Source organism: Acinetobacter sp. TR11, assembly GCF_027105035.1.
Lineage (GTDB): Bacteria > Pseudomonadota > Gammaproteobacteria > Pseudomonadales > Moraxellaceae > Acinetobacter.
The window spans coordinates 1,938,636-1,960,035 of record NZ_CP114256.1 but is presented as its reverse complement, the minus strand read 5'-3'; the positions used below and the strand labels follow the sequence as shown (position 1 = coordinate 1,960,035).

At 36.4% G+C, this 21,400-nt stretch carries 14 protein-coding genes, 3 pseudogenes and 1 other annotated feature; of the genes and pseudogenes, 8 read left to right on the top strand and 9 right to left on the bottom strand.

Annotated features, from left to right (window positions below):
- Positions 1 to 5: 5 nt before the first annotated feature.
- From zorA to O1450_RS09425, 4 genes are read left to right on the top strand one after another with little or no spacing between them, the layout of a single operon-like run.
- A complete protein-coding gene (gene zorA / locus O1450_RS09440) occupies positions 6 to 2,066 on the top strand; it encodes an anti-phage ZorAB system protein ZorA (protein ID WP_269228207.1) in 2,061 nt (686 codons plus the stop codon).
- A gap of 18 nt (positions 2,067 to 2,084) precedes the next feature.
- Positions 2,085 to 2,816, top strand: coding sequence for a type I Zorya anti-phage system protein ZorB1 (zorB1, locus tag O1450_RS09435; RefSeq protein WP_130234906.1), 732 nt, complete (start codon positions 2,085 to 2,087; stop codon positions 2,814 to 2,816).
- Positions 2,817 to 2,821: 5 nt separating this feature from the next.
- Positions 2,822 to 4,237 carry an EH signature domain-containing protein gene (locus O1450_RS09430; protein ID WP_269228206.1) on the top strand — a complete coding sequence of 472 codons (1,416 nt, stop codon included), beginning with the start codon at positions 2,822 to 2,824 and terminating at the stop codon, positions 4,235 to 4,237.
- Positions 4,238 to 4,246: 9 nt separating this feature from the next.
- On the top strand, positions 4,247 to 7,450 hold the full coding sequence (locus tag O1450_RS09425) for a DEAD/DEAH box helicase (protein WP_269228205.1): 3,204 nt from the start codon (positions 4,247 to 4,249) through the stop codon (positions 7,448 to 7,450).
- A gap of 117 nt (positions 7,451 to 7,567) precedes the next feature.
- Here the strand turns inward: O1450_RS09425 and O1450_RS09420 are convergent.
- The 6 genes and pseudogenes from O1450_RS09420 to O1450_RS09395 all read right to left on the bottom strand — a co-directional run.
- Positions 7,568 to 8,048 (bottom strand): annotated as a pseudogene (locus tag O1450_RS09420) (IS3 family transposase); the annotation flags it as partial.
- 128 nt (positions 8,049 to 8,176) lie between these two features.
- Positions 8,177 to 9,454: a tyrosine-type recombinase/integrase gene (locus O1450_RS09415; RefSeq protein WP_269230455.1), complete on the bottom strand. Its 1,278-nt coding sequence runs from the start codon at positions 9,452 to 9,454 to the stop codon at positions 8,177 to 8,179.
- Between the two features lie 301 nt (positions 9,455 to 9,755).
- Entirely contained in the window at positions 9,756 to 10,091 is a 336-nt protein-coding gene (locus O1450_RS09410; protein ID WP_269230454.1) for a transposase, read from the bottom strand.
- A 74-nt stretch (positions 10,092 to 10,165) separates the two neighbouring features.
- A complete protein-coding gene (locus O1450_RS09405; protein ID WP_269228194.1) occupies positions 10,166 to 10,471 on the bottom strand; it encodes an IS630 transposase-related protein in 306 nt (101 codons plus the stop codon).
- A gap of 389 nt (positions 10,472 to 10,860) precedes the next feature.
- Positions 10,861 to 11,253: pseudogene (locus O1450_RS09400) on the bottom strand (ISNCY family transposase); the annotation flags it as partial.
- A gap of 239 nt (positions 11,254 to 11,492) precedes the next feature.
- Positions 11,493 to 12,755: pseudogene (locus O1450_RS09395) on the bottom strand (IS3 family transposase).
- Positions 12,350 to 12,466, bottom strand: a sequence feature (AL1L pseudoknot). (Overlaps the previous pseudogene by 117 nt.)
- Positions 12,756 to 12,988: 233 nt before the next feature.
- On the opposite strand from O1450_RS09395, the gene O1450_RS09390 reads away from it, so the two are divergent.
- From O1450_RS09390 to O1450_RS09375, 4 genes are all read left to right on the top strand, one after another.
- Entirely contained in the window at positions 12,989 to 13,693 is a 705-nt protein-coding gene (locus O1450_RS09390) for a COG4705 family protein (protein WP_269228204.1), read from the top strand.
- Positions 13,694 to 13,711: 18 nt separating this feature from the next.
- On the top strand, positions 13,712 to 14,146 hold the full coding sequence (locus O1450_RS09385) for a hypothetical protein (protein ID WP_269228203.1): 435 nt from the start codon (positions 13,712 to 13,714) through the stop codon (positions 14,144 to 14,146).
- Between the two features lie 109 nt (positions 14,147 to 14,255).
- A complete protein-coding gene (locus O1450_RS09380; RefSeq protein WP_269228202.1) occupies positions 14,256 to 14,921 on the top strand; it encodes a response regulator in 666 nt (221 codons plus the stop codon).
- Positions 14,897 to 16,231 carry an ATP-binding protein gene (locus O1450_RS09375; protein WP_269228201.1) on the top strand — a complete coding sequence of 445 codons (1,335 nt, stop codon included), beginning with the start codon at positions 14,897 to 14,899 and terminating at the stop codon, positions 16,229 to 16,231. Before O1450_RS09380 ends, O1450_RS09375 begins: the two co-directional genes overlap by 25 nt.
- A gap of 520 nt (positions 16,232 to 16,751) precedes the next feature.
- Here O1450_RS09375 and O1450_RS09370 read toward each other — a convergent pair.
- The 3 genes from O1450_RS09370 to O1450_RS09360 all read right to left on the bottom strand — a co-directional run bounded on the left by O1450_RS09370 (position 16,752) and on the right by O1450_RS09360 (position 21,329).
- Positions 16,752 to 17,565 (bottom strand): IS5 family transposase gene (locus tag O1450_RS09370; RefSeq protein WP_269228200.1). Its coding sequence is split into 2 segments (ribosomal slippage): positions 16,752 to 17,184 and positions 17,183 to 17,565, totalling 816 coding nucleotides; the frame shifts between segments, so codons are not numbered across the junction.
- Positions 17,566 to 18,047: 482 nt separating this feature from the next.
- Positions 18,048 to 19,271, bottom strand: coding sequence for an HmuY family protein (locus tag O1450_RS09365; protein ID WP_269228199.1), 1,224 nt, complete (start codon positions 19,269 to 19,271; stop codon positions 18,048 to 18,050).
- A 21-nt stretch (positions 19,272 to 19,292) separates the two neighbouring features.
- Positions 19,293 to 21,329 carry a TonB-dependent receptor plug domain-containing protein gene (locus O1450_RS09360; RefSeq protein ID WP_269228198.1) on the bottom strand — a complete coding sequence of 679 codons (2,037 nt, stop codon included), beginning with the start codon at positions 21,327 to 21,329 and terminating at the stop codon, positions 19,293 to 19,295.
- Between the last annotated feature and the right edge of the window lie 71 nt (positions 21,330 to 21,400).

Here is a 21,400-nt window from a genome sequence, read left to right as displayed (position 1 = left end):
TTGATATGTTGGCTTTTGCTGAATTTCTGCAGAATTATTTTATTATTCCTGTGGGAATGCTCATTTTTGTATTATGGATTGGGTTTAAATTCTATTCTAAATATATCAAACCTGCTAAAAACCTAAGTGAGCAATTATCAGTACTAATTAATGCCTTAAAAGGATTGGATAAAAATTCTAGTCTAAATAAGAACTCATTAGATGCAAAATTCGAAAATGATACACCTTTAAACCATGCTTGGTTAAATTACAAAAATTCTTTTCATGACATCTATGAAACTCTAGATGGAGAAGATGTTCTAGTTTCCTCACGTGCAACGGTATCAAGTGATGTATTTTTTTCACAAGCTGTCATTGTGGATACCCCTTTAAGAGTTGAGTTTTATAAGCACTTGCCAGGTATTATCACTGGTGTAGGTATTATTGCTACATTTGCTGGCCTTCTATTTGGATTATTAGCTTTTGATCCCGCAGGCGATCCAGCAAAAGTTCAAGACAGTTTAGGCTTGTTATTAGGTGGGGTAAGTGAAGCATTCATGGCTTCTGCACTTGCGATAGGGACTGCAATGATTATCACTTGGCGCGAAAAATCGTGGTTGCGTCAGTGTTATGAACAGTTAGAAACTTTAACAACAGAAATTGATAAGCTTTTTGAAACTGATTCCTCTGGAGAAGAGTATCTAGCTAAATTATTAAAATCCTCTCAGGCAAATGAAACCAATGCTCGTCAATTAAAAGATAGCCTTGTTAATGACTTAAAAGTCATGATGACGAATTTGGTTGAGGAAAATAAAAAGAATCAGATTGCTTTTGCTGCACAGTTAAGTGAAAGCTATGCGAAATCAAGTCAGGATATGGCGACTCAGATTGGTCAATCGATTACGGATACCTTACAAGCACCTTTAGATAAAATTGCTTCTAGCGTACAACAAGTCAGTGGTGACCAAGGTTCAGCCGTACAAGAACTCATGACTGATGTACTTACAGCCTTTTTGAGTAAGTTGGAGTCTACGTTTGGCAGTCAAATGACGGGCATGAATGAGATGATGACTCAATCAGTATCTGCTATGAAGGAAATGCAATTAGGTTTCTCCCAATTACTGACAGATATGAAAATTAATAGTGAAACTTCGACGAAAACATTAGAAATGCAGATGTCAAAAATGATTGAAGATATTCAACAAAAACAAAATGCGATGTCTGATCAAATGAATTTAATGGTGGATCATTTATCTCAAGGTGCTGCAAAAATTGGAGAACAGGGCCAACATGCGATTGAGCAGTTAAATGGCAAAGTCTCGGAGTTGATGGGGAATCTAGGCGGAACGATGTCTGAGTTAATGTCAGATATTACGAAACAGCGTATGGAACAAGATCGTGTAATTCTAGAAAATCAGCAAAAATTGCACGAACAATCATCTGCATTAATTGATAATTTAGGAGCTGAAATTAAAGATTTGATTGCACACAGTCAAAATGCGATCCAAGTATATAAAGAAAATATTCAGAAATTATCTCAAGTGACAACGGATAGTATTACGGGTATGAATAACGGTGCTGAAAAAATGCGCTTAGCTTCTGAACAGTTTAATACTGCGGGCAGTTCTTTGATTACAGTGACTGATAAGACATCACAGCTAATTGCAGAAGTAAGTACCACCTCTACGCATTTGACCAGCGCAAGCAGCAATTTAATCTCTCTATTGAAAGACTATAAAGACTCACAAGAGAGTGTAAAACAGGCAATCAGTACTTTAGATGGTTTGATTAAACAAGCTCAATCTGAAGCTGGTATGAGTACCAGAATGCTTGAAGATATGAATCACATGACCAATGCATTGAATCAAGTGAAGAAAGAAATGGAGGATTATCTTGAGCAAGTCAGTGATGTGTTGGTGAAAAGCTTTGAGAGTTTTGATTCCTCTGTAGAAACTAGCTTAAATCATTCTTTAGGTGCATTTGATAATACACTTGATCAAGCTGTAAAACGCCTTGCAACGGGTGTAGAAGGCTTGGGTAGTTTTGTAGAAGATCTGGAAGATCTCGTACAACAAAAGAAAAACTAATTTTGGGGTACATGATTAATGTTAGGTAACAGGTACTCTAAGAAACCACGTTCTAAAGATGATGGTGAAAAACCTTTTTGGATTTCATTCGCTGATTTAATGACAGCATTAATGACCTTGTTTTTAGTCGTAATGGCTGTGTCATTAATGGTCGTAACGAAAAAAATCAATGAAGCGACTCAAGCTGAAAATCAACGTAGTTCAGAGATTATGGATATTTGTACTAGTATTCAAAATGATGCCGCGTTGAAAAACAAGATTATTGCTGTTGATTGTAAGGACAATCGTATCAACTTTGGAGAAGCTGGTCGGTTTGGCCATAATGACTACCGGTTAAATGCAGCAGGTGTAGAGGCATTAAATACGTTAGTACCCATTGTTTTAAATGCTGCTAATAGTGAAAATGGAAAAAAATGGTTTAAACAAATTGTGATTGAAGGATTCACAGATACGGACGGTTCATATCTCTATAACTTAAACTTAAGTTTACGTCGTTCAGAATGGGTCATGTGCAATTTACTCGATCCCAAGTTTAGCCAAGGGTTAAGTTTAACTGAAGCGCAAAAGAACCAGGTTAAACAATTATTTTTAGCTGGTGGGGTTTCTTTTAATTCAGCTAAGGATAGTAAAGAAGCCTCCCGTCGTGTTGAGCTACGGATGCAATTCTATGGTTTAAAAGAAAAAGAGAACGCTGAGCCGCAACCTCATTTTGTTTCAGCGCCTGTTGAAACATGCCAATTGACACGGTGATAGTGATGAGTATTGCGAATCTGAAACGTCGTATTGAAGAGAGAATAAGTGTATTTTCTGAACCAACTCATATACAGACTAAATTTGTTAGACCTCAGCGTTTAATGAAAACCTTGTCGATTATTGATCATAAATTCGATGATCTTGAAAATGTACAACCATTAGAAGAAAAAATTATAAAATCAGTTTCAAAGCTTAAACAACACGGGTTTGGAGAGCTGACTAAACGAGATTTAAGAAACTTAGCTTGGGCTTTGAGTAAAAAAATTCCAAATGAGGATGTAAAACTTTTATTTACTCTAACTGGAAAGCAAATTTTGAATTATTTCGAGCAATCAGGATTTGATGTATTAAGGTTAGTCTACTTTCCACTTTTATATAGTTATTTTGCATTTGAACAAAAGGATGTTGAGAATAGCCCGCTTATTTGGACTCAGCTGAGATATATTCTTAATAACAATAAATCTAAGATATATACGGATTCGGTAAAGCCTAAAAAATGGATGACGACTCTTATTGATTATTCAGAGGTTTTATCGATAGAACCTACGAAAAAATTTGTACGTGAATTTTTACAAGATTGTGATGACAACAGAGTTGCTAATCAATTAGAAAGTTTAAGAATATCTTCGGGTAGTTGGTTTTGGGATGATTTGATTCGATCTGCAATTAAGTCGATCAAGACAATGAATGAGGATGAATATCTTCAAAATATTCCAAGATTTTTAGTTTTATTGGAAAAAAATAAAATATATACAACCACTATTTTAGCTGCACTTCTAGAACGGTACGCTAGTACTTCTCAGAGAGAGAAAGTACATGAAGTATTAAAACATCTGGCATTAGATCAATGGGGTAATCCTCAGTATGAATCATTAGCGGGATGGAATAACGTAAATGCTGATACCAAAAAAATGGTGATTCAGTGGTTTGTAAGGGCAGATTTAGAAGCGTTCTTTAAATTATTTAGTCGGACAGCGGATGTGAATCGTTTTAATTATTGGATTAAATTTATTGATCAGATATCTTTTTCTCAGATTTTTCTTGGACCTGAAGCATTATATTCACAAAGGCATGAACACATGAGTTTTCGGCATTTAAATAGAGGTCGACTAAAAGAGCTGATAGGGTCTACTCCATCCAATAACGCATTTTTATTAAAAATAGATAATGTCTATGTTATTGATTTCTCAGATACAGGTAATGCTTGCTTCTTGTTTAATATATTGCCTTATAAAGAAATTTCACCAAAAATACATGTTAGAGATTTAAAAAATTATACACATAAAGGGTATATCGATAAGTTGGGGCATATCGGTAGTTGGGGAGAAAGATTTGATCAGCGGTTAGCAGAAATAGGAATTTTTGCCAATCTGAGAGAAACAAATAAATATAGCTCAATCAATCGCAAGAATTATTAAGGTATAAGCATGAAATTAGCATTTTGGAAGAAGCAAAAAAATATTGACTCCGTTGTTGAAGCCAATTTGATGGCTAATATAAAATCTTTACAATATGACGAAGTTGGATTGATTTCTGCTTATCAACAAAATGCTAAAACTGATGCTGATTTTTATTGGGAAAGTCTAGAAGGAGAAGAAATTGCTTATCTAACGGATAATCAGTATGTATTGCCATGGGAGGAGCTGTTTCAGCTTCAGCAAGATCCCGAACATAGTAACGTACTTAATTTACTCAACTTACCCAGTCCAACGAATTTACATCCAGTGATTCGTAGTGAGGGAGGACTAAGTGATCCTGATTTTAAGATCATTCTAGATGGATGGTGTGATCAAAATAGGATTAAGTCTAAAGTCCTAATTAAACGAATAGGTGCCGTACTGAATGTTGATGGTCAAGAATATTTACTGGATGAAGCGACTTGGAAACTTGTAGAAAAAGTTAAAGAATTTGCTCGTATATCAAATAAAGATAATAAGCTCAATCAAAAGTATTGGGCTCAAATACGAAGTTTAGCTAATCGAAGCCAGGCAAATTTAGATGAGTTTCTTCGTAAGACCGTGGTACTTGCACCTGAAAAATTACAATTAAATCTACGTAAGAATTTGATTAGTCAGGAATCAGTTGTAGAAGTACAGCCCGACTTTGATGAGGCACCGTCAAATTGGTTGCAAACTTTTGATCACTATAATCAGGTACAAGATCAATATAGCATTAGCCTACCAGATGGTGGAGTCGCTCATGTAGTCATTGATCCTCAAGTCAAAAATGTACTGAGTGAAATTAAAAAGATGCCGAATAGGCGTGTATCTGGTGAACGCGCTCAAATATTTTTGCATAATCCCTTCGCACAATTAGGAGATGATGCCACAGAGGTAATCTCTCCTGAAGGTTTTGAAAAATCAAAGCAAGATGCAGAAATCTATAGTTACAGCTTACAGATAGATAAATTTGATAATGAGTTAGGACATTATGTTTCTGCTCAATTAACTCTCAACGAAAATTCTGGCCGTGAACAACAATCGATTCTGTTGGAACTCTCCAATCTAGAGCAAACAAAATATTTTATCTCTGCTTATGAAAAGCCATCACCAATTTTCATGTGGGCGGGTTATACAATTGATAAAACGAGCTATTTGGATCATCAGGTTCAAGAGTTAAAAAGTGATCTAACAGAAATCCAAAAATATGAAGATGAGCTACAAGCACAACAAGTGTTGGATTTATCCAATTACAGTGACCGGGTTATTGGTATTGGTGAGGCACAAAAACTTAACTCTGAGTTCATTCAAAGGGACAGCGGTGAATCAGAGTGGTTGCCACAGCATCTCATGGAGTTGGAAGAACAACTACAAGATCGCTTGTCTAATGAAGCAATAGAGGTGCTTGAACAGCGTATCAAACAGGCTGAGCAAGAAGGTAAAGATCAAGTTCTAATTCCTAATGCGAACACTGAAGTCTCATTAGATGACGCTAAAAAATTATTTAATAGTCTGAGTGATTCAAATAGAAAAGAGTCTATTGAAACATTAGAAGAACCTACGGTTAATTTACAGAAAAAAAAGAAAGATACCTTACTCATTGCGAATAACATTGATAAAGCTGAGTTTACTAAACAACGAGCAGATCAATTGGTTTTTGATGAGAAGAACCATCTTCCAGCTAGATTGCCTTCAAGTTTCAGAAGTCAGGAATTTAGTTTAAAACCACATCAGGAGTATGGGATTGCATGGTTGCAGAATCTACATCAATATGCACCAAAACAGGTAAGTGGCTGCCTTTTAGCAGACGATATGGGATTGGGGAAGACCCTGCAATTGTTGTGCTTTATTGGTGAATACTTAGAAAATGCAAAAGATAAAAAACCAGTTTTAGTGGTTGCTCCAGTTTCATTGTTAGAAAACTGGGAGGCAGAAGCAAATCGGTTCTTCAGTGCTAAATTTGCTAAGATCCTAAGTCTATATGGTGAAAATTTAAAAGATCGAAAAATTCCCAAGCATTTAATATCTGCTCAATTAAGAGATGATCATGGTATTACCCATTTGCTTGAAAAAGATTGGCGAGGTGATGCGGATATTGTCCTCACAACCTATGAGACAATGCGTGATCTAGAGTTTTCTTTAGCACGAGTTGATTGGGGAATTATGGTTTGCGATGAAGCACAAAAAATTAAAGTTCCTACAGCAATGGTGACTAAAGCGGCTAAAGCTCAGAAAGCGGACTTCAAAATTGCATGTACAGGCACTCCTGTTGAGAACTCATTGACTGATCTATGGTGCTTATTTGATTTTATCCAAGAAAATTTGTTAGGGTCATTGAATGAATTTGGAAAAACTTATCGTCGCCCTATAGAAAATCTTGATAATGTGGATAATGAAGTATTAAAACAATTACGGAACTTGATTGCACCACAAGTTTTAAGACGAATGAAACATGATGTTGCTGACTTACCAGAAAAAATTGAAGTAAATCATTGTAAAAATATTACGATTTCTTCACTTCAACGTCACTTATATGCGGATGTAATTAATCACTATAGAAAGTTGTCTGAAGAAGGTAATCAAGGTGCGATGTTGGCTTCACTGCACAGTATGCGAATGATTTGTGCACATCCATTCCAATTGCAACCGAATGCTTCAATTCATGAATCACCTAAAGTAGATTGGTTGATTAAAACATTAGAAGCAATTAAGGCAAAGAATGAAAAAGTTATTATTTTTACAGAATTTAGAGAAATTCAAGTATTCCTGAAACGGATTCTTCTAGAACGGTTCGGCTTAAATGTTACAACTGTTAATGGGGATTCAAATACAAGTAGTAAAAAAGGTTTAACACGGCAAAACCTTATTGATAGATTCCAAGCAACTAGTGGTTTTAATGTGATTATTTTGTCAACCACTGCTGTAGGCTTTGGCGTTAATATCCAAAAAGCTAATCATGTCATTCATTATACGCGCAGTTGGAATCCTGCCAAGGAAGATCAGGCAACTGACCGTGCGTATCGTATAGGACAAGATAAAGAAGTTTTTGTTTACTACCCATCAATAGCAGCAAATGATTTTGATACTTTTGAGATAAAATTAGACCGACTTTTATCAAGTAAGCGGGCTCTGGCAGATGATATGCTGCAGCCGAGTAGAGAACTTAGCAAAGAATTGATCGAATTGATTTAGATGGTAATCTCCCAAAAAATAAAAGGATCTAAAAGTAGAATTTTCTCTTAAGATACAAGCAGGAGATTCTGCATGAAAACATCGAAATTTACTGACGTCAGATTATGTCCATTGATCCTAGACAGTATCGTGGACAACAAATCCCTCTAAATTCTTAAAATATTTCTGTTCAAAGGCTTCTGGGCTTAACCAGCCGTTTGCGGAATGCCTTCTGACCCGATTGTAAAACATCTCGATATAATCAAACACATCCGCACGAGCCATTTCTCGTGTTTTATAAATCCTTTTCTTAACTCTTTCCTTTTTTAAGCTGCTAAAAAAGGATTCAGCAACATCATTATCCCAACAGTTGCTTTTACGACTCATGCTTTGTTGCGTGGCGTAACGCCCCAATCTCTGCCGAACCAGATGGCTTTTATATTGGCTGCCTGAGAAGCATTGCTTCGTAAGGGAGTGAAATATAACTCCAATGGGTTTGCCTCTGCGATGCCATGCTTCATCTAATCCCTTAATGCTGATTTACTTGTGCTGACATAGACCAACCAATCACCCTGCGTGCATATAAATCAAGAACCACAGCGAGATAGGCCCACGATTTAAGTGGGATTTACTCATCGTTATGTGCATATCAATTAACCCATCGAAATAAGCCAACAATTCAAATTATGGAATCAGTCGCTTAAACAAGGTTCGTGTTATATAAAAATATTTATGTTGTATTCATCATTAGATAGTTTTTTCATAGCAAAATTCAGCCCAGTCCGCCATTAATGCTTTACGTTTTTCGAGATAAGCTCCACGTAAATATGCAGCTTCAACTTCATCAGGTAGCTTATGTGCCAGTACATGCTCACAAACTTCTCTAGGGTAGTCTGTTTTGTCGGCTGACCAGTCACGGAAAGTAGAGCGAAAGCCATGTGTTGTAATCACCCGATTCTGTTTTGGGTCAATATAGCCTAAGCCATTTTCTTTAAGTTTTTGTTCATGCATACGTTTAATTAATGTGGTTAATGACATGTCAGAAAGCATTTCACCACTACGAGGTGCAGGAAAAATAAAGTCGTGTGATTGGGTATAGGGTTGGATTGATTCAAGCAAAGTAATGGCTTCTTGAGAAAGGGGAACACGATGTTCCTTTTCTGCTTTCATCCGTTCTTTAGGAATGATCCAGACCTTATTCTTAAAATCAATCTCCTGCCATTTAGCCCCAAAAATCTCACCAGAACGGCAGGCTGTTAAAATCGAAAATTCCAGAGCTTTAGGTGAAATCCCTTTTTTCTGTCTTAGATGCTGAATAAATTCAGAGACCTGTTCATAAGGCAGAGATGGGTGAGGCCGTGATTCCTGTTTTAAATTGCCCAATATAGGCTCAAGATTACCTTTCCATTCAGCAGGGTTATCACCCACAAAATATCCCATAGCTTTAGCATAATCAAAAACTGTTTCTATCCGACCACGAATACGCTTGGCGGTTTCATTTTTTTCAATCCAAATTGGTTCAAGAACTGCTGCAATATCGACTTTGGTAATTGTTCCAACGATTAAGTCCCCTAGAGTGGGATAAATATAAGTTTCAAGGGTTGATGACCACTGTCCGATATGCTTTTGATTTTTGAGTTCAAAGGTTTTCTTGGCAATAACGACTTCTGCACATTCACGGAATGTTTTGGCACGATGTTTCTGTATTTTTAAAGCATTAAGACGTTCCTGTTTTTCTTGCAGTGGATCGATTCCATCTCGAATTTTTTTCTTTAATTCACGAGCTTTTTCTCGTGCTTCTGATAATGAAACTTCTGGAAAAGACCCAAGCCCAATATCTCTACGATGAATTTTAACTTTGCCTTGATCATCAATTCTGTTACCGACAGCAACTCGCAGCACCCAAGCACGAGAACCATCTACGATACGCAAATGTAAGCCATCAACACCACCGACAGCATGTCTACCATTTTCCTTAATCTTTGCTACACTAAGAGCAGATAACTCTTTTGCTTTCTTTGGCATAGGTGGTTTGTCCCACATTAAAACCCACATAAAGTTGTGGATTTGACTCTACTACATCAAATAGTATCAGACAAGTATTTATATAAATTATTGATAATAATGAAATTAAAATATTAAGTTGGACTGTATAGGATGCCTGTTAGACGGACACCGCTTCCGCCAAATATAGTAAAACCGTTTAATTATTCATACATCTGTTGAAAAACAACCGAAATAATTGATCAATTGAATCAACCAACCACTCTTTACGCTTGCGTTTAACCCATGCCCACATCTTTTCTATAGGATTTAAATCAGGACTTTATGCAGGAAGCCAAAGTATCTGATGCCCTTGTTGTTCCAATAAAGCCTGAGTATCCGCTCTTTTATGAAATGTTGCATTATCCATAACCACAATACTATTCTTCGGTAATTCAGGGATCAGTAATCGCTCAACCCAAAAATGAAAAACATCAGCATTGATTTTGCAATCAAATAATCCTACTGCAAACAATTTCTGCTGATGAATTGCTCCAATTGCATTGGTCTGATTTTTTAACTGCCAATTATATTGTCCAAAGCATGGTTTTCCTCTTTGCGAATAACCATTAGGTCTATGATCATGTGACTTGAAGCCACTTTCATCAAGGTAGACAATAGGATGACTTTTTTCTAATAACTCTATTTGTTCAATAAATCTTTCTCTAAGTTCTGAGTTAGCTTTTGGGTGACTTAGCGTCTTTTTTTTATTGTAATACCTAGGCGTTTTAAAGCATCACCAATAGATGAAGCTCCACATCCAAAACGTGCAGCCCGTTCATATTGATAGTCATCAGGATATTTTTCAACATCAGCACGTAAAGCATCATTATCGATTTTAGAAGGTTTACGTGGACGAGTTCTTTTGATCTCTATACGTTTCTTCCATTGGACAATCGTATTTTTATCAATTTCAAATTGAGCAGCAACAGCTCGAATAGAATATCCTTCTTCAAGCTTAGCTAATACTTTCTTTCTAAAATGTTCTGAATAACTCATTCCATGAGTGTATGTTATTTTTAACAGATTTACTATATCTAAATAAGCCCTTGTTTTTACAAGGGCTTATTTTTTATTTGTGCTTTTACCCCTCATCAAACTTTGGATTGAATCATACAATTTAGAACTTCATCGGACTGAAAAATAGATGTTCTGAATGCACACCATGATGAACTTTGTTTTTTCAAACTAACTTGTAATTGTTTGGGTATGATGGGGAGAGTGGGAGTTAGGGTTGTATTTTTCAGACTTTTTATAGAACCCTTAATTTTCCCAATCTCTACATGCAATGTGTTAGAGCAAAAAAATCAATAAACAATCTATTTGTACCCATGTGTTATTCACCAATTAAAATGTCTATGCGATAAACCATTTAAAATGTCCTGTTTTTAACCACAAGAGTCAAGAACAGGATTTAAATTTCTTTGTTCAATCACAGCTTTCTGAGCTTTACGGCTTGGCATACTTTTCTTGGCACGAGTACGTTTATTTTGTTTTTCCAACTCTTCATGTTGTTGCTGAATATGGGCCAGAACTGAGCCTAATCTTTTATTCTCAACCACTTCATTCTGCTGTAGTCCAGCCAGTTTATTGAAGACGCTATAGTTAATCTTCCGTCCTTCATGCATGATGGCCACAGTGCCATCCGGGTACTCCAGAAATGAAATGTAGTGCCCAACAAGCTTATGATTGATTGGTGTTGGCTCAAGCAGATAAATACACTTGTCATAGGTGATGGTCAGGTTCTTCGTGACTTTACGTGGTTCCTGCCAGGTGAGAATATAGACATTTTAAATGGGTTCTAACACCATGCTTAGAAAATTAAAAAAATCACTCTAAGCTAACAGTGCTTCTTTTTTGTGTGGTACTGAAATCGATTCAACATATCAAGTAAATATTTTCTCAATCTAATAACCCATCTCTTTGCCCATCCAAACAATAAGTCTCATTAAATTCCACAGAGACTATGGTCTGGAATACATGAACCGTACCGGGTTTGTCGGAGACTTTTTTATTTAAGTTAGGCCACCTGACCTAACGGGTTAATCTTATCATAGTACATTGCTTCAAACTCAAAAGGCGATACATAACCCAGTGCACTGTGTACACGCTTTTTATTGAACCAATCTACCCAGTTTAGTGTCGCAAGTTGTACATCTGCTAAACCTTGCCAATCTGCTTTTAAATATTCAATCACCTCTGTTTTGTATAAGCCATTCACCGTTTCAGCCAAAGCATTATCGTATGAATCACCAGTCGTACCGACTGATGCTCGTAAATTTGCAGCTTCTAAACGATTGGTATAGCGAATAGAAAGATATTGCACACCTCTGTCGGAATGATGAATCACATTCTTTGGCATGCCCCGATCATGCAATGCTTGCTCCAATGCATCGAGCACCATATCTGTATTCATTCGTGTAGATACTTTCCAGCCAACAATGGCTCGTGAGAACACATCAATAATAAAGGCGGTATAGACCCAGCCTGAATTTGTTTGAATATAGGTAAAGTCAGCGACCTGAGAAGCATTGCTTCGCAAGGGTCAGGATGATCAGCTCTAAAATTCCGTTTCACCAAGTCAGGTGCTCGTTTTTGGTCATCTCGGCTACGGGTGGTTTGTTTGTTCTTACCACGCCAAACACCTTGTATACCTAGCTTTTTCATTAATCGAGCAACAGTGCAGCGTGCAATAATATAGCCTTCACGTTTCAGTTTTTGCCAGACTTTACGTACACCATACCGACCTGAACTTTCCTTCCAAATTCGTTTAATTTGTTCAGCATGATGCAAGTCATGTAAATTTCGCTTTGCTCGATGTTCCCTTGCGAAGCAATGCTTCTCATCGTAGAGATCTAAAGTTCGGTAATAGGTTGAAGGTGCGATCGGTAAAATCTTACAAATCGCATCAATACCATATAAGTCTTTATTGTTATGGATGAAATCCACCATTATTTGTGTGGGCGGTCGAGCTCCGCCTGGGCGAAAAAAGCGGCTGCTTTACGTAGAATCTCATTGGCGCGTTGCAGTTCTTTATTTTCACGTTCGAGTTGTTTGATACGTTCTTGGTCTGAAAGCTGCTGTACTTTAACTGGATTTTGTTTATCTAAATATTTTTGATACCAAACACGTAGTGTTTCAGGAGTACAACCCTTGCGCAGTATACTGCTCAGGGAGCAATAGCGGTGATCGCAGCCCAATTCGATGGATAATCTTTTTCAGATTCAATCAATAATTGAACCGCTCTTTCTCTGATTTCAGGGGTATAGTTTGATTTTTTCATTGGAGTAGTCTCTCAGAATATTGACTCTCCGACAAACCCGGTACGGTTCAGTTTTAAGAATTTAAGAGTTAGAAGTAAATGCCTAGCTAAGTCTTAGCTAAGTTAAAGTCATTAAACTAGCTGTAGATCCGCTTATATTGGTATATACCATGAGTAACTTACAACTAACTAGTGCAAGTGACTGGTCAAATAAAGTTCCAGAGATCACGTTATCTTTTTGGATTATTAAAATCATGTCTACCACCGTAGGCGAGACTGGAGCTGATTTCTTAGCTGTCAATGTTGGCTTAGGGCAGAATATAACATGTGTAATTATGTTCGTTCTTTTGCTTATAGCTTTATTTATTCAGTTAAATACACATCGTAATACTCCATGGATCTATTGGCTGACTGTGGTTTTAGTAAGCATTGTTGGAACACAAATTACAGATCTGCTAACAGATGGTTTGAATGTCAGTTTATATCTAAGTACATCTATCTTCAGTATTGTACTTACATTGATATTTACTATTTGGTATCGAATTGAACATACACTATCTATTCACGAAATAGTTACACGTCCGCGAGAATTATTCTATTGGGCCGCTATCCTGTGCACTTTTGCACTTGGGACAGCCGCAGGAGACTTAGCAACTGAAGCTCTAGGTTTGGGCTTCATTTGGGGGGCTATCATTTTTGGAATACTAATTGGGATCTGCTTTGCGGCTTGGCGTATGGGAGCAAATGCAGTGCTAACTTTTTGGGTTGCATATATTCTAACTCGACCATTTGGTGCAGCTTTAGGTGATTTTCTAACACAAGATAAAATTTATGGTGGGTTAGGTATTGGAGCCATGTGGACAAGTATTTTATTTCTTTCAATTATTGGCATGTTGGTATTTAAAGCTCAGTTGAATACCAATATAAACAAAAACCAACCAATGCAGACCAATCATTAACTTTAAAGGTAAAAAATCATGAAAACACAGTCTTCATTAATTCACCCTATAGCAGTAATAATATCCACTTTAACTCTGATCTTCGTGGCTGGTTGCTCAAAACCATCTGATACTGTGAATATCAATACATCGACTGTTCAAACATCACAAGTTAACGCATCATCTAAGTTAGGAGACTTGTCAGCATTTCGTAATATTGCAGTTGATGTTAGTGCGCTTGTTGATAAAGGTGATTTAGCGGCAGCGAAGACCCGAATTAAAGATTTAGAATTATCTTGGGATTCAGCTGAAGCAGGGCTAAAGCCACGAGCAGCTGATGATTGGCATGTAATAGATAAAGAGATTGATAAATCATTATCAGCACTTCGAGCTGACAAACCTAATCAGGAAAATTGTAAAGTTGCGATAGCAAGTTTATTAAAAACTTTTGATATGTTCCAAGTAAAGCGCTAAAGATTTACATAAGTCAGAGATTGGGTTGGTTCAAGAACAGCTAGAAATAGTTCTGATGATTATATTGATTCTTTATTGACTATCTAGCTAATCATTAGGTGGAGATAAAATGAGAGTTTTGCTAATTGAAGACGATCTCATGATTGGTGAAGCAATTCAGGGGGCTCTGAAAGATGCATCCTATGCAGTGGACTGGATAAAAAATGGTTTAGTGGCACTAACAACATTAGGTTGCCAGCACTATGATGTTATTTTACTTGATTTAGGTTTACCAAGTCAGGATGGGCTTGATGTTTTAAAGAGTATCCGCACCGAAAATAATCCGATCCCTATATTAATTATTACAGCACGTGATGGCTTAGATGATCGACTGATTGGACTAGATAGTGGGGCAGATGATTATATTTTAAAGCCCTTTGAAATGGCGGAATTACTTGCACGTATTCGAGCCGTACTTCGTCGTAAGGCTGGGAATACGACATCAATACTGAGTAATAGTTTAGTATCACTTGATTTAAGGACCAAAGAAGCAACTCTTAAAGATGGTATACCCATCCAATTGTCTAACCGTGAATTTTCTTTGCTTCATGCTTTGCTATTTCGACCAGGCGCGATTCTATCTCGTGCCGAGTTGGAAGACCGAATATATGGTTGGGGGGAAGAGGTTGAAAGTAATGCTATCGAGTATTTAATACATACATTGCGCCGTAAGTTGGGAAGCGAGGTAATTAAGAATGTTAGGGGGGCTGGATGGATGGTTTCAAAGAAGGTCTAAATAGTTCAGTCCAATTAAAATTGTCTTTTACTTTATCGATGTCTATTTTAATTGTTGCATTGATTGCAGGAGTATTTTCATTTGTATTCGCATTTGATGAAGCACATGAATTACAAGATGATATTTTACGTCAAGTTGTACAGCTCATAGAGCAAAAACAGTTATCTTCTAATGTTACATCTGTGACTCATCTCAAAGGAAATGATGCAGAATCTCAAGTCATTATCCAATACGTTAAAGCTAATCGCCCTGTAAATATAGATGTAGAATTTCCTATATCTGAAATAATGTCTGATGGTTTACATACTCAGGAGGTTAAAGGGAAGTCCTTCCGAATGTTAGTCAAGACTCTTTCCAATGGAGATTGTATCGTTGTTGCCCAACCTTCTAGTTTACGGAATGAAATTGCATATGATAGTGCCTTGCGTACATTAATGCCTTTTTTAATTCTTATGCCCATATTGCTACTTATTGTTGCTCATTTAGTTAGGAACATGTTTCAGCCTATTTCTACACTTTCAAAAGAAATAGACCAACGTGCTGAACATGACTTACGTCCTATTGAAAGTAGACATTTACCAACAGAAGTACGTCCCTTCATTATTGCAATCAACGCACTGTTTATACGTGTAGAACAGTCAATGGAGACTCAACGTCGTTTTGTTGCAGATTCAGCGCATGAATTAAGAACACCAATGACGGCTATTTCATTACAAGCTGAACGATTGTCAGAAGCTGAGATGTCTGAACTAGCTCGTGAACGATTACAAATATTAAGACAGGGGGTAAATAGGGGGCGGAATTTGTTGGATCAGCTTCTTGCTTTAGCTAAAGTTCAGTCTAATCCTGAATTTATGAAAACATTGCTACCTATTCAAAATATTTATTATCAGGTATTAGAAGATTTGATGCCATTAGCAGAAGCTAAGCAAATTGATATTGGAATTGAAGGAAAACTTAATGTTCAAATTTGGGCGAATGAGCTAGACCTCACTATGATTGTCAAGAACCTAGTGGACAATGCAATCCGTTATACACCAATAGGTGGCCGTGTTGATCTATCCATAATTCAACGTGATAATAGAATGATTTTACAAATACAAGATAACGGCCCAGGTATTTCTGTCGCTGAAAGGGAAAGGGTTTTAGATCCTTTTTATAGAATATTAGGAAATGATCAGATTGGATCAGGTTTAGGGCTATCAATTGTCAATGCTATTTCGAAGAGACTTGATGCAAAAATTTATTTCGACTTTACTGATAAGGAAACCCAGACAGGGCTAAAAATTCAAATTTCTATTCCACTTTAAAATTAATAGTTAGCCAAAGGGAAGTATAGAATGTTTTACTTATTAATATTGAATTTAATGAATCTTTAATAAAACGGTAAAATTTTTAATAATATTAAAAATTTTTATGATGATGTTTTATCATATATTATTATATACAATCATTATATTTTTTGTCTATTTTTAAGGAGAAAGATATTGTGTGAAATTTGTATTTATCAGATAGATTTTTAATTTGATTTCAGATGTAATTTTTATTTTAATATGTAGGTGGATCTAATATAAATTTTTTTTACATAAGTGTATTTAGGCAATTAAACATGCGTAAAAAATAAAAAAATCACCATAAGCGATTGTATTTTATTTATTAATTTAAATAACATACATGTTTACTTTTTAGCTGTTACTTACGTTACATGTAATTCTAATAATATCAGAGCCTTTTTTAAATGAAAAAATTGCTTGGTTGTCTTCTCTTTTATATCGGTGAATAAAGCCTTTATCTTCAAATTCTTTTAAAATATTAGACCTCTTGCGAAAGTTATTTTTTGATCATGCAATTGATAAGCCCAGAAATTAAATTTACTCTTAATCCGAATCTTTTTCGTCTATTTCTATATCGTTCACTCAGAATACGAAAGACTTTAAGTCTTGAATTTATATGTTCAATCGGAATTCGACGACGACTTATTTCCTTGTTGATTTGCTTAGCTTCTTTCGGTAAGCTCATTTTCCTTGGTTTTTTAATTGGAATTAATAACTTACTCTTTATTTCTTTGAGCCCTTTATAGGCCAAATCCCCCAAAACACATGTAAAATTGGCAAATTCTTTAGCATATTTTCGAGCTATTTTAAGATCATGTATTGTCCCTATTTCAACTTGAATACTCACAATTTGATTTAATTTTGGACTAAAAATAACCTGTGTTTTTAATGTATGCTTCTTCTTTTTCCCACTATAGAATTTTCTTTGTTTTTTTGGGACGTTCAATTTGTGATTCTGTAACATCTATGATTACAAAATCATCATTTGCCACATGTTGATTTCGTTTAGGTAAAGCAAAATATCGAGATTGAATCAGGGCATTTTCAACTTTTTGAATCGTGCGATTAACATTACTTTCAGCTATACCATAATCAACTGATAATTCTAGCTGTGTTCTATATGATCGTAAGTAATTCAAAGATAATAATAATTTATCTTCTAAAGTTAAAGAATGCGGACGCCCAGATTTTTTCTTGGCGCGCTCAGAATTTTCTAAAATCGTCATCATTTTAGAAAATAAAGGACGATGAACCCCAACTAAACGTTTAAATTCTTCATCATTAAATCGTGTTAAATTTTCATATCTCATAGAAAATAGTATAAACGATTTTATACTTTCGCAAGAGGTCTATTTTGATTAAACAAAAAATTGATTTATAAAAATGAAAACTGAGTTTAAGAAATTAAAAAATCTTATTTCTGTTTATTATATGCACGATAGATCATTTTTCCAGAAATATAAAATAGACTACATATTTATTGAAAAAATATAGATAGTTGTTGTCCATTAGCATTAGTTAATACGGTTACTTATTTTCTGTAAAGTGTAAGATTTTAAATTGATCATTTATGAACAGGGGACGATACCCGCTTTCATGTTAAATACTCCACAGGTGTTTGAAAAAAAATATGCGATGTAGACGTATCGTAAAAAATAACACTAAGTTTTTTCATTATTCATTCTATCAAAGTAAGTTGCATTCATTTATAAATGCTGTGTTCCCTGAATGATAATAAATAGGTAGTATTTATCTTAAATAAAAAACGGAGCAATGCTCCGTTTTTTATGGCTTATTTTGCAGGTTGGACATCTAATTCGAAAGTCCATGTGGTTGCACTTGATGCATTACTTGGATCTGCGTATTTAACTTCTTTAAGATGCAGACGTGCGTAGCTATTGCCTTTATTTCCTCTAATAACCGTTGCACTATCTGTATTTGCTTTCAACATATGCGCAGCCTGCAAGCCATCTGCTTGAGCGGCAGCTAATGTTGGGTAGTAGTTATACCAACCATACGATAATTTTTGCGGGTAGGTGCCTTTGAAAGCTGGATTTAAAATAGAAGTAATACTATTAGAACCCCATTTTACATTTGTTGTTGATACTGCCGCTTTTAGATCTGCTTCAGTTGTAACGTAAGCATTGCTGTCTTTAAATTTATCGATAACGGGTTTACCGTCTGCCCCATAGAAGCCTGCTGGCTGTGATGTCACCATACTGCCAATACCTTGGTTAAGCTGTACGTTATAACGGTTAAACGCCAATTGCCACTTTGCATTTGCACCTTTGGTGGTTGTTCCTGTGCTGAGATCGACATAATTCCAGCCTTGGGTTGCATCAATGGTTAAGGTTTTTACATCATGAGGAAGTTGGGTATTGATATAACGGATCGAGATATAACCAGAAGTTGTGCCTTGGTAATAATTATAAATCTGCACAGCGAAAACTGGCTTCTCATAAGTACCGACTACATTTTTAGAGCTTGAATCGGTTGTGACTAAGAATGTTTTGAAATTTGGTGACATCCGATGATCACCAAATAAATCATATTCGAAAAAGCTGTTACTGCCAGAAGTTGTATCCATAAATGCATTGCTATACGCATCTACACTCCAAGCCTGCGCTGGTAAGCTACCACTTTGCGTTGCATCCAGTTCTTTAGATAGATTTTCCCAAGTCGCATCAAAGGGTGAATAAAGCACACCACCATTGCCTGAGCCACTGACGCCACTGTTTGAAAAAAGCAGTGGGGTACGCGTACCCATGGCAAATTTCAAATCCCATTCAGCAGTTGTACAAGAAATTTCGGTTTGAGTGTCAATATCATAACAATAGGAATTGTTGGCACTGGGAGTCACTCTCCATTGTTTGCTTTTCAGCGTAAATAAATCTGTTTTGGTTGCGGGTGGTGTGCTATTTCCACCATTATCCGATGAACCACCGCCACCGCAGGCGATCAGTAAGGTACTTAGCGTGCTTAGTGCAAATAATTTAGCTAAATTTAAATGAGACATTGTTGAGTGATCCTTTAAAGATTATTTCAGATTGCTATTCCAGTTAAAGCGCAGCCCCATGTAGGTATATCGTCCTGCGATAGGTCGGTAATCTACTGCGTTAGAGAAATTACGTTGTTCATTGAATATATTGTCGATGCCTGCGAAAGCACTGATATATTTGTTGATGCGATAGTCAACTTGTGAGTCAAGAGTGATCCAGCTCGGTGATTGTTTTTGATTGGCACCGTCCCCGTATTCATCGCTTTGGTAACGACTACGTAGAGTCAGGTCTAACTGATCATTCAAGGCATAATCAGCCCCTAAGCGCGCAATATGTTTTGGACGTCGTGTTAGAAGTGTATTTGTGGTTTTATCCTTGGCTTCGGTATAGGTATAGGCACCATTGAGCGAAAGATAGGAGGTCAGATTCCATTTAACTGAGCTTTCAAAGCCTTTGGTTTCAGCCTTGGCAACGTTGCTATAGCTATATTGAGTAATACCATTCAGTGTTGTTGCGTTGTCAAAGTCTGTTTGAATGAGGTCCTTAACATCATTCCAGAATAGGTTGAAGTCAGCATTCCAGCGATCATTTTGAACAAGGCTTAATCCCAGTTGATAGCTATCCGATGACTCTGGTTTTAGATTCGGATTACCAATCACGATATAGCCTAAGTGACTATGGTCAAAAGAATAAAAGCGTTCTTTGAGATTAGGAACACGGTAGCCCTGACCATAACTTAAGCGTAAATCTGCCAAGAGATCATTTTGCTCGTAAAAGCGGTATTTAGTACTGAGTTTAAAGGCATTGTGGTCACCAAAATCATCATCATTTTGGAAACGCCAACCAATGACTGCATCGAGATTTGGGACTAAATTGAAATCATTTTGAACATAGAATTCATGGCGATCACGTTTAACGCTACCACCTTGCATCTCAAACTTACCATTGTTGCTCTGCTCTAGTTTTTCTTCATGCCAGTCATAGCCCAATTGCCAGTTTTGTTTTTGCCATTTAGGGAGTGTGAGTTGTGAGCTGAGATGATTATTTTCTTGTTTTGAGTTTCTCAATGCAGATAAATAACCATCTACAGTTTGCACTGAAGTGGAATCATATGTTTCATGGACTGCTTTTAAATCGACTTTGGCAGTGTTCATGAGATTAAATTGAGACCCTGCGCTAAAACGTTGGCGCTCAATATCTTCAACTTTGTATTGCTTTAGATTAAATGGAGATACAAAGAGTAGGCTGCGTTGATGATCTTTTTCTTTGTATTCATTGAAATCTGCCCAAAGCATAAATTGATCTGTAGCTTGCCATGCACCATAAACGGCATATTGTTGGCGTTTCTGTTCATCGCCTTGTTGTGCATAGTTCTCTGGTTCTACTGCAAATCCATCATTACTGAATTGATCTGCAATAATGCGGCCTTTCAAATTTGAATTTGCAGCTTCAATACTGATTTTCTGATGGTGATTGTTGATGGACGTGTTTTTTCCATCCGCATTTTGTTTGCCATATGAGCCAATATCGATTTGGCTTGAAATTGAAATACCTTCCTGAACTTTCTTCGTAATAATGTTAATCACACCACCCATCGCAGATGAACCGTATTGTGCAGATGCAGCACCTTTAACCACTTCAATATGTTCAATGCCACCAATTAAATATTGATCCAAATCAACAGTAGAACTGGTGCTGGCAGCAAGCGGTAAACCATCAATCAAAATCAGCACTTGGTCACTACTTAGACCTTGTAGTGAAATTTCATAGCCTGATTTGCCATGAATTTCTCTGAGCAGAATCCCAGGGATATTTTCTAAAGCATCTTTTAAGGTAATGGCATTGGTTCGTTTTAGTTCATCTTCACTGATAATTTCGGTTCGGATTGGGCTATCGATTAATTTTTTTTCTGAACGTGTTGCTGTGACCACAATAGTATCAAGGACATAATGTGGTAATTTGGCGCTAGCATTTGCTGATTGTTCGAAGGCGTGAATCGATGGAGACATTAAACCTACTGCTAAAAGGGAAGCAAATAAAAAACTAGGTCTAGAAGAAAATTGAGGAGGTCGCATATTCACAGCATTCAATAGTAATGAAAATTATTCAATAATATAAATGGTAATCATTATCATATTAATTTACA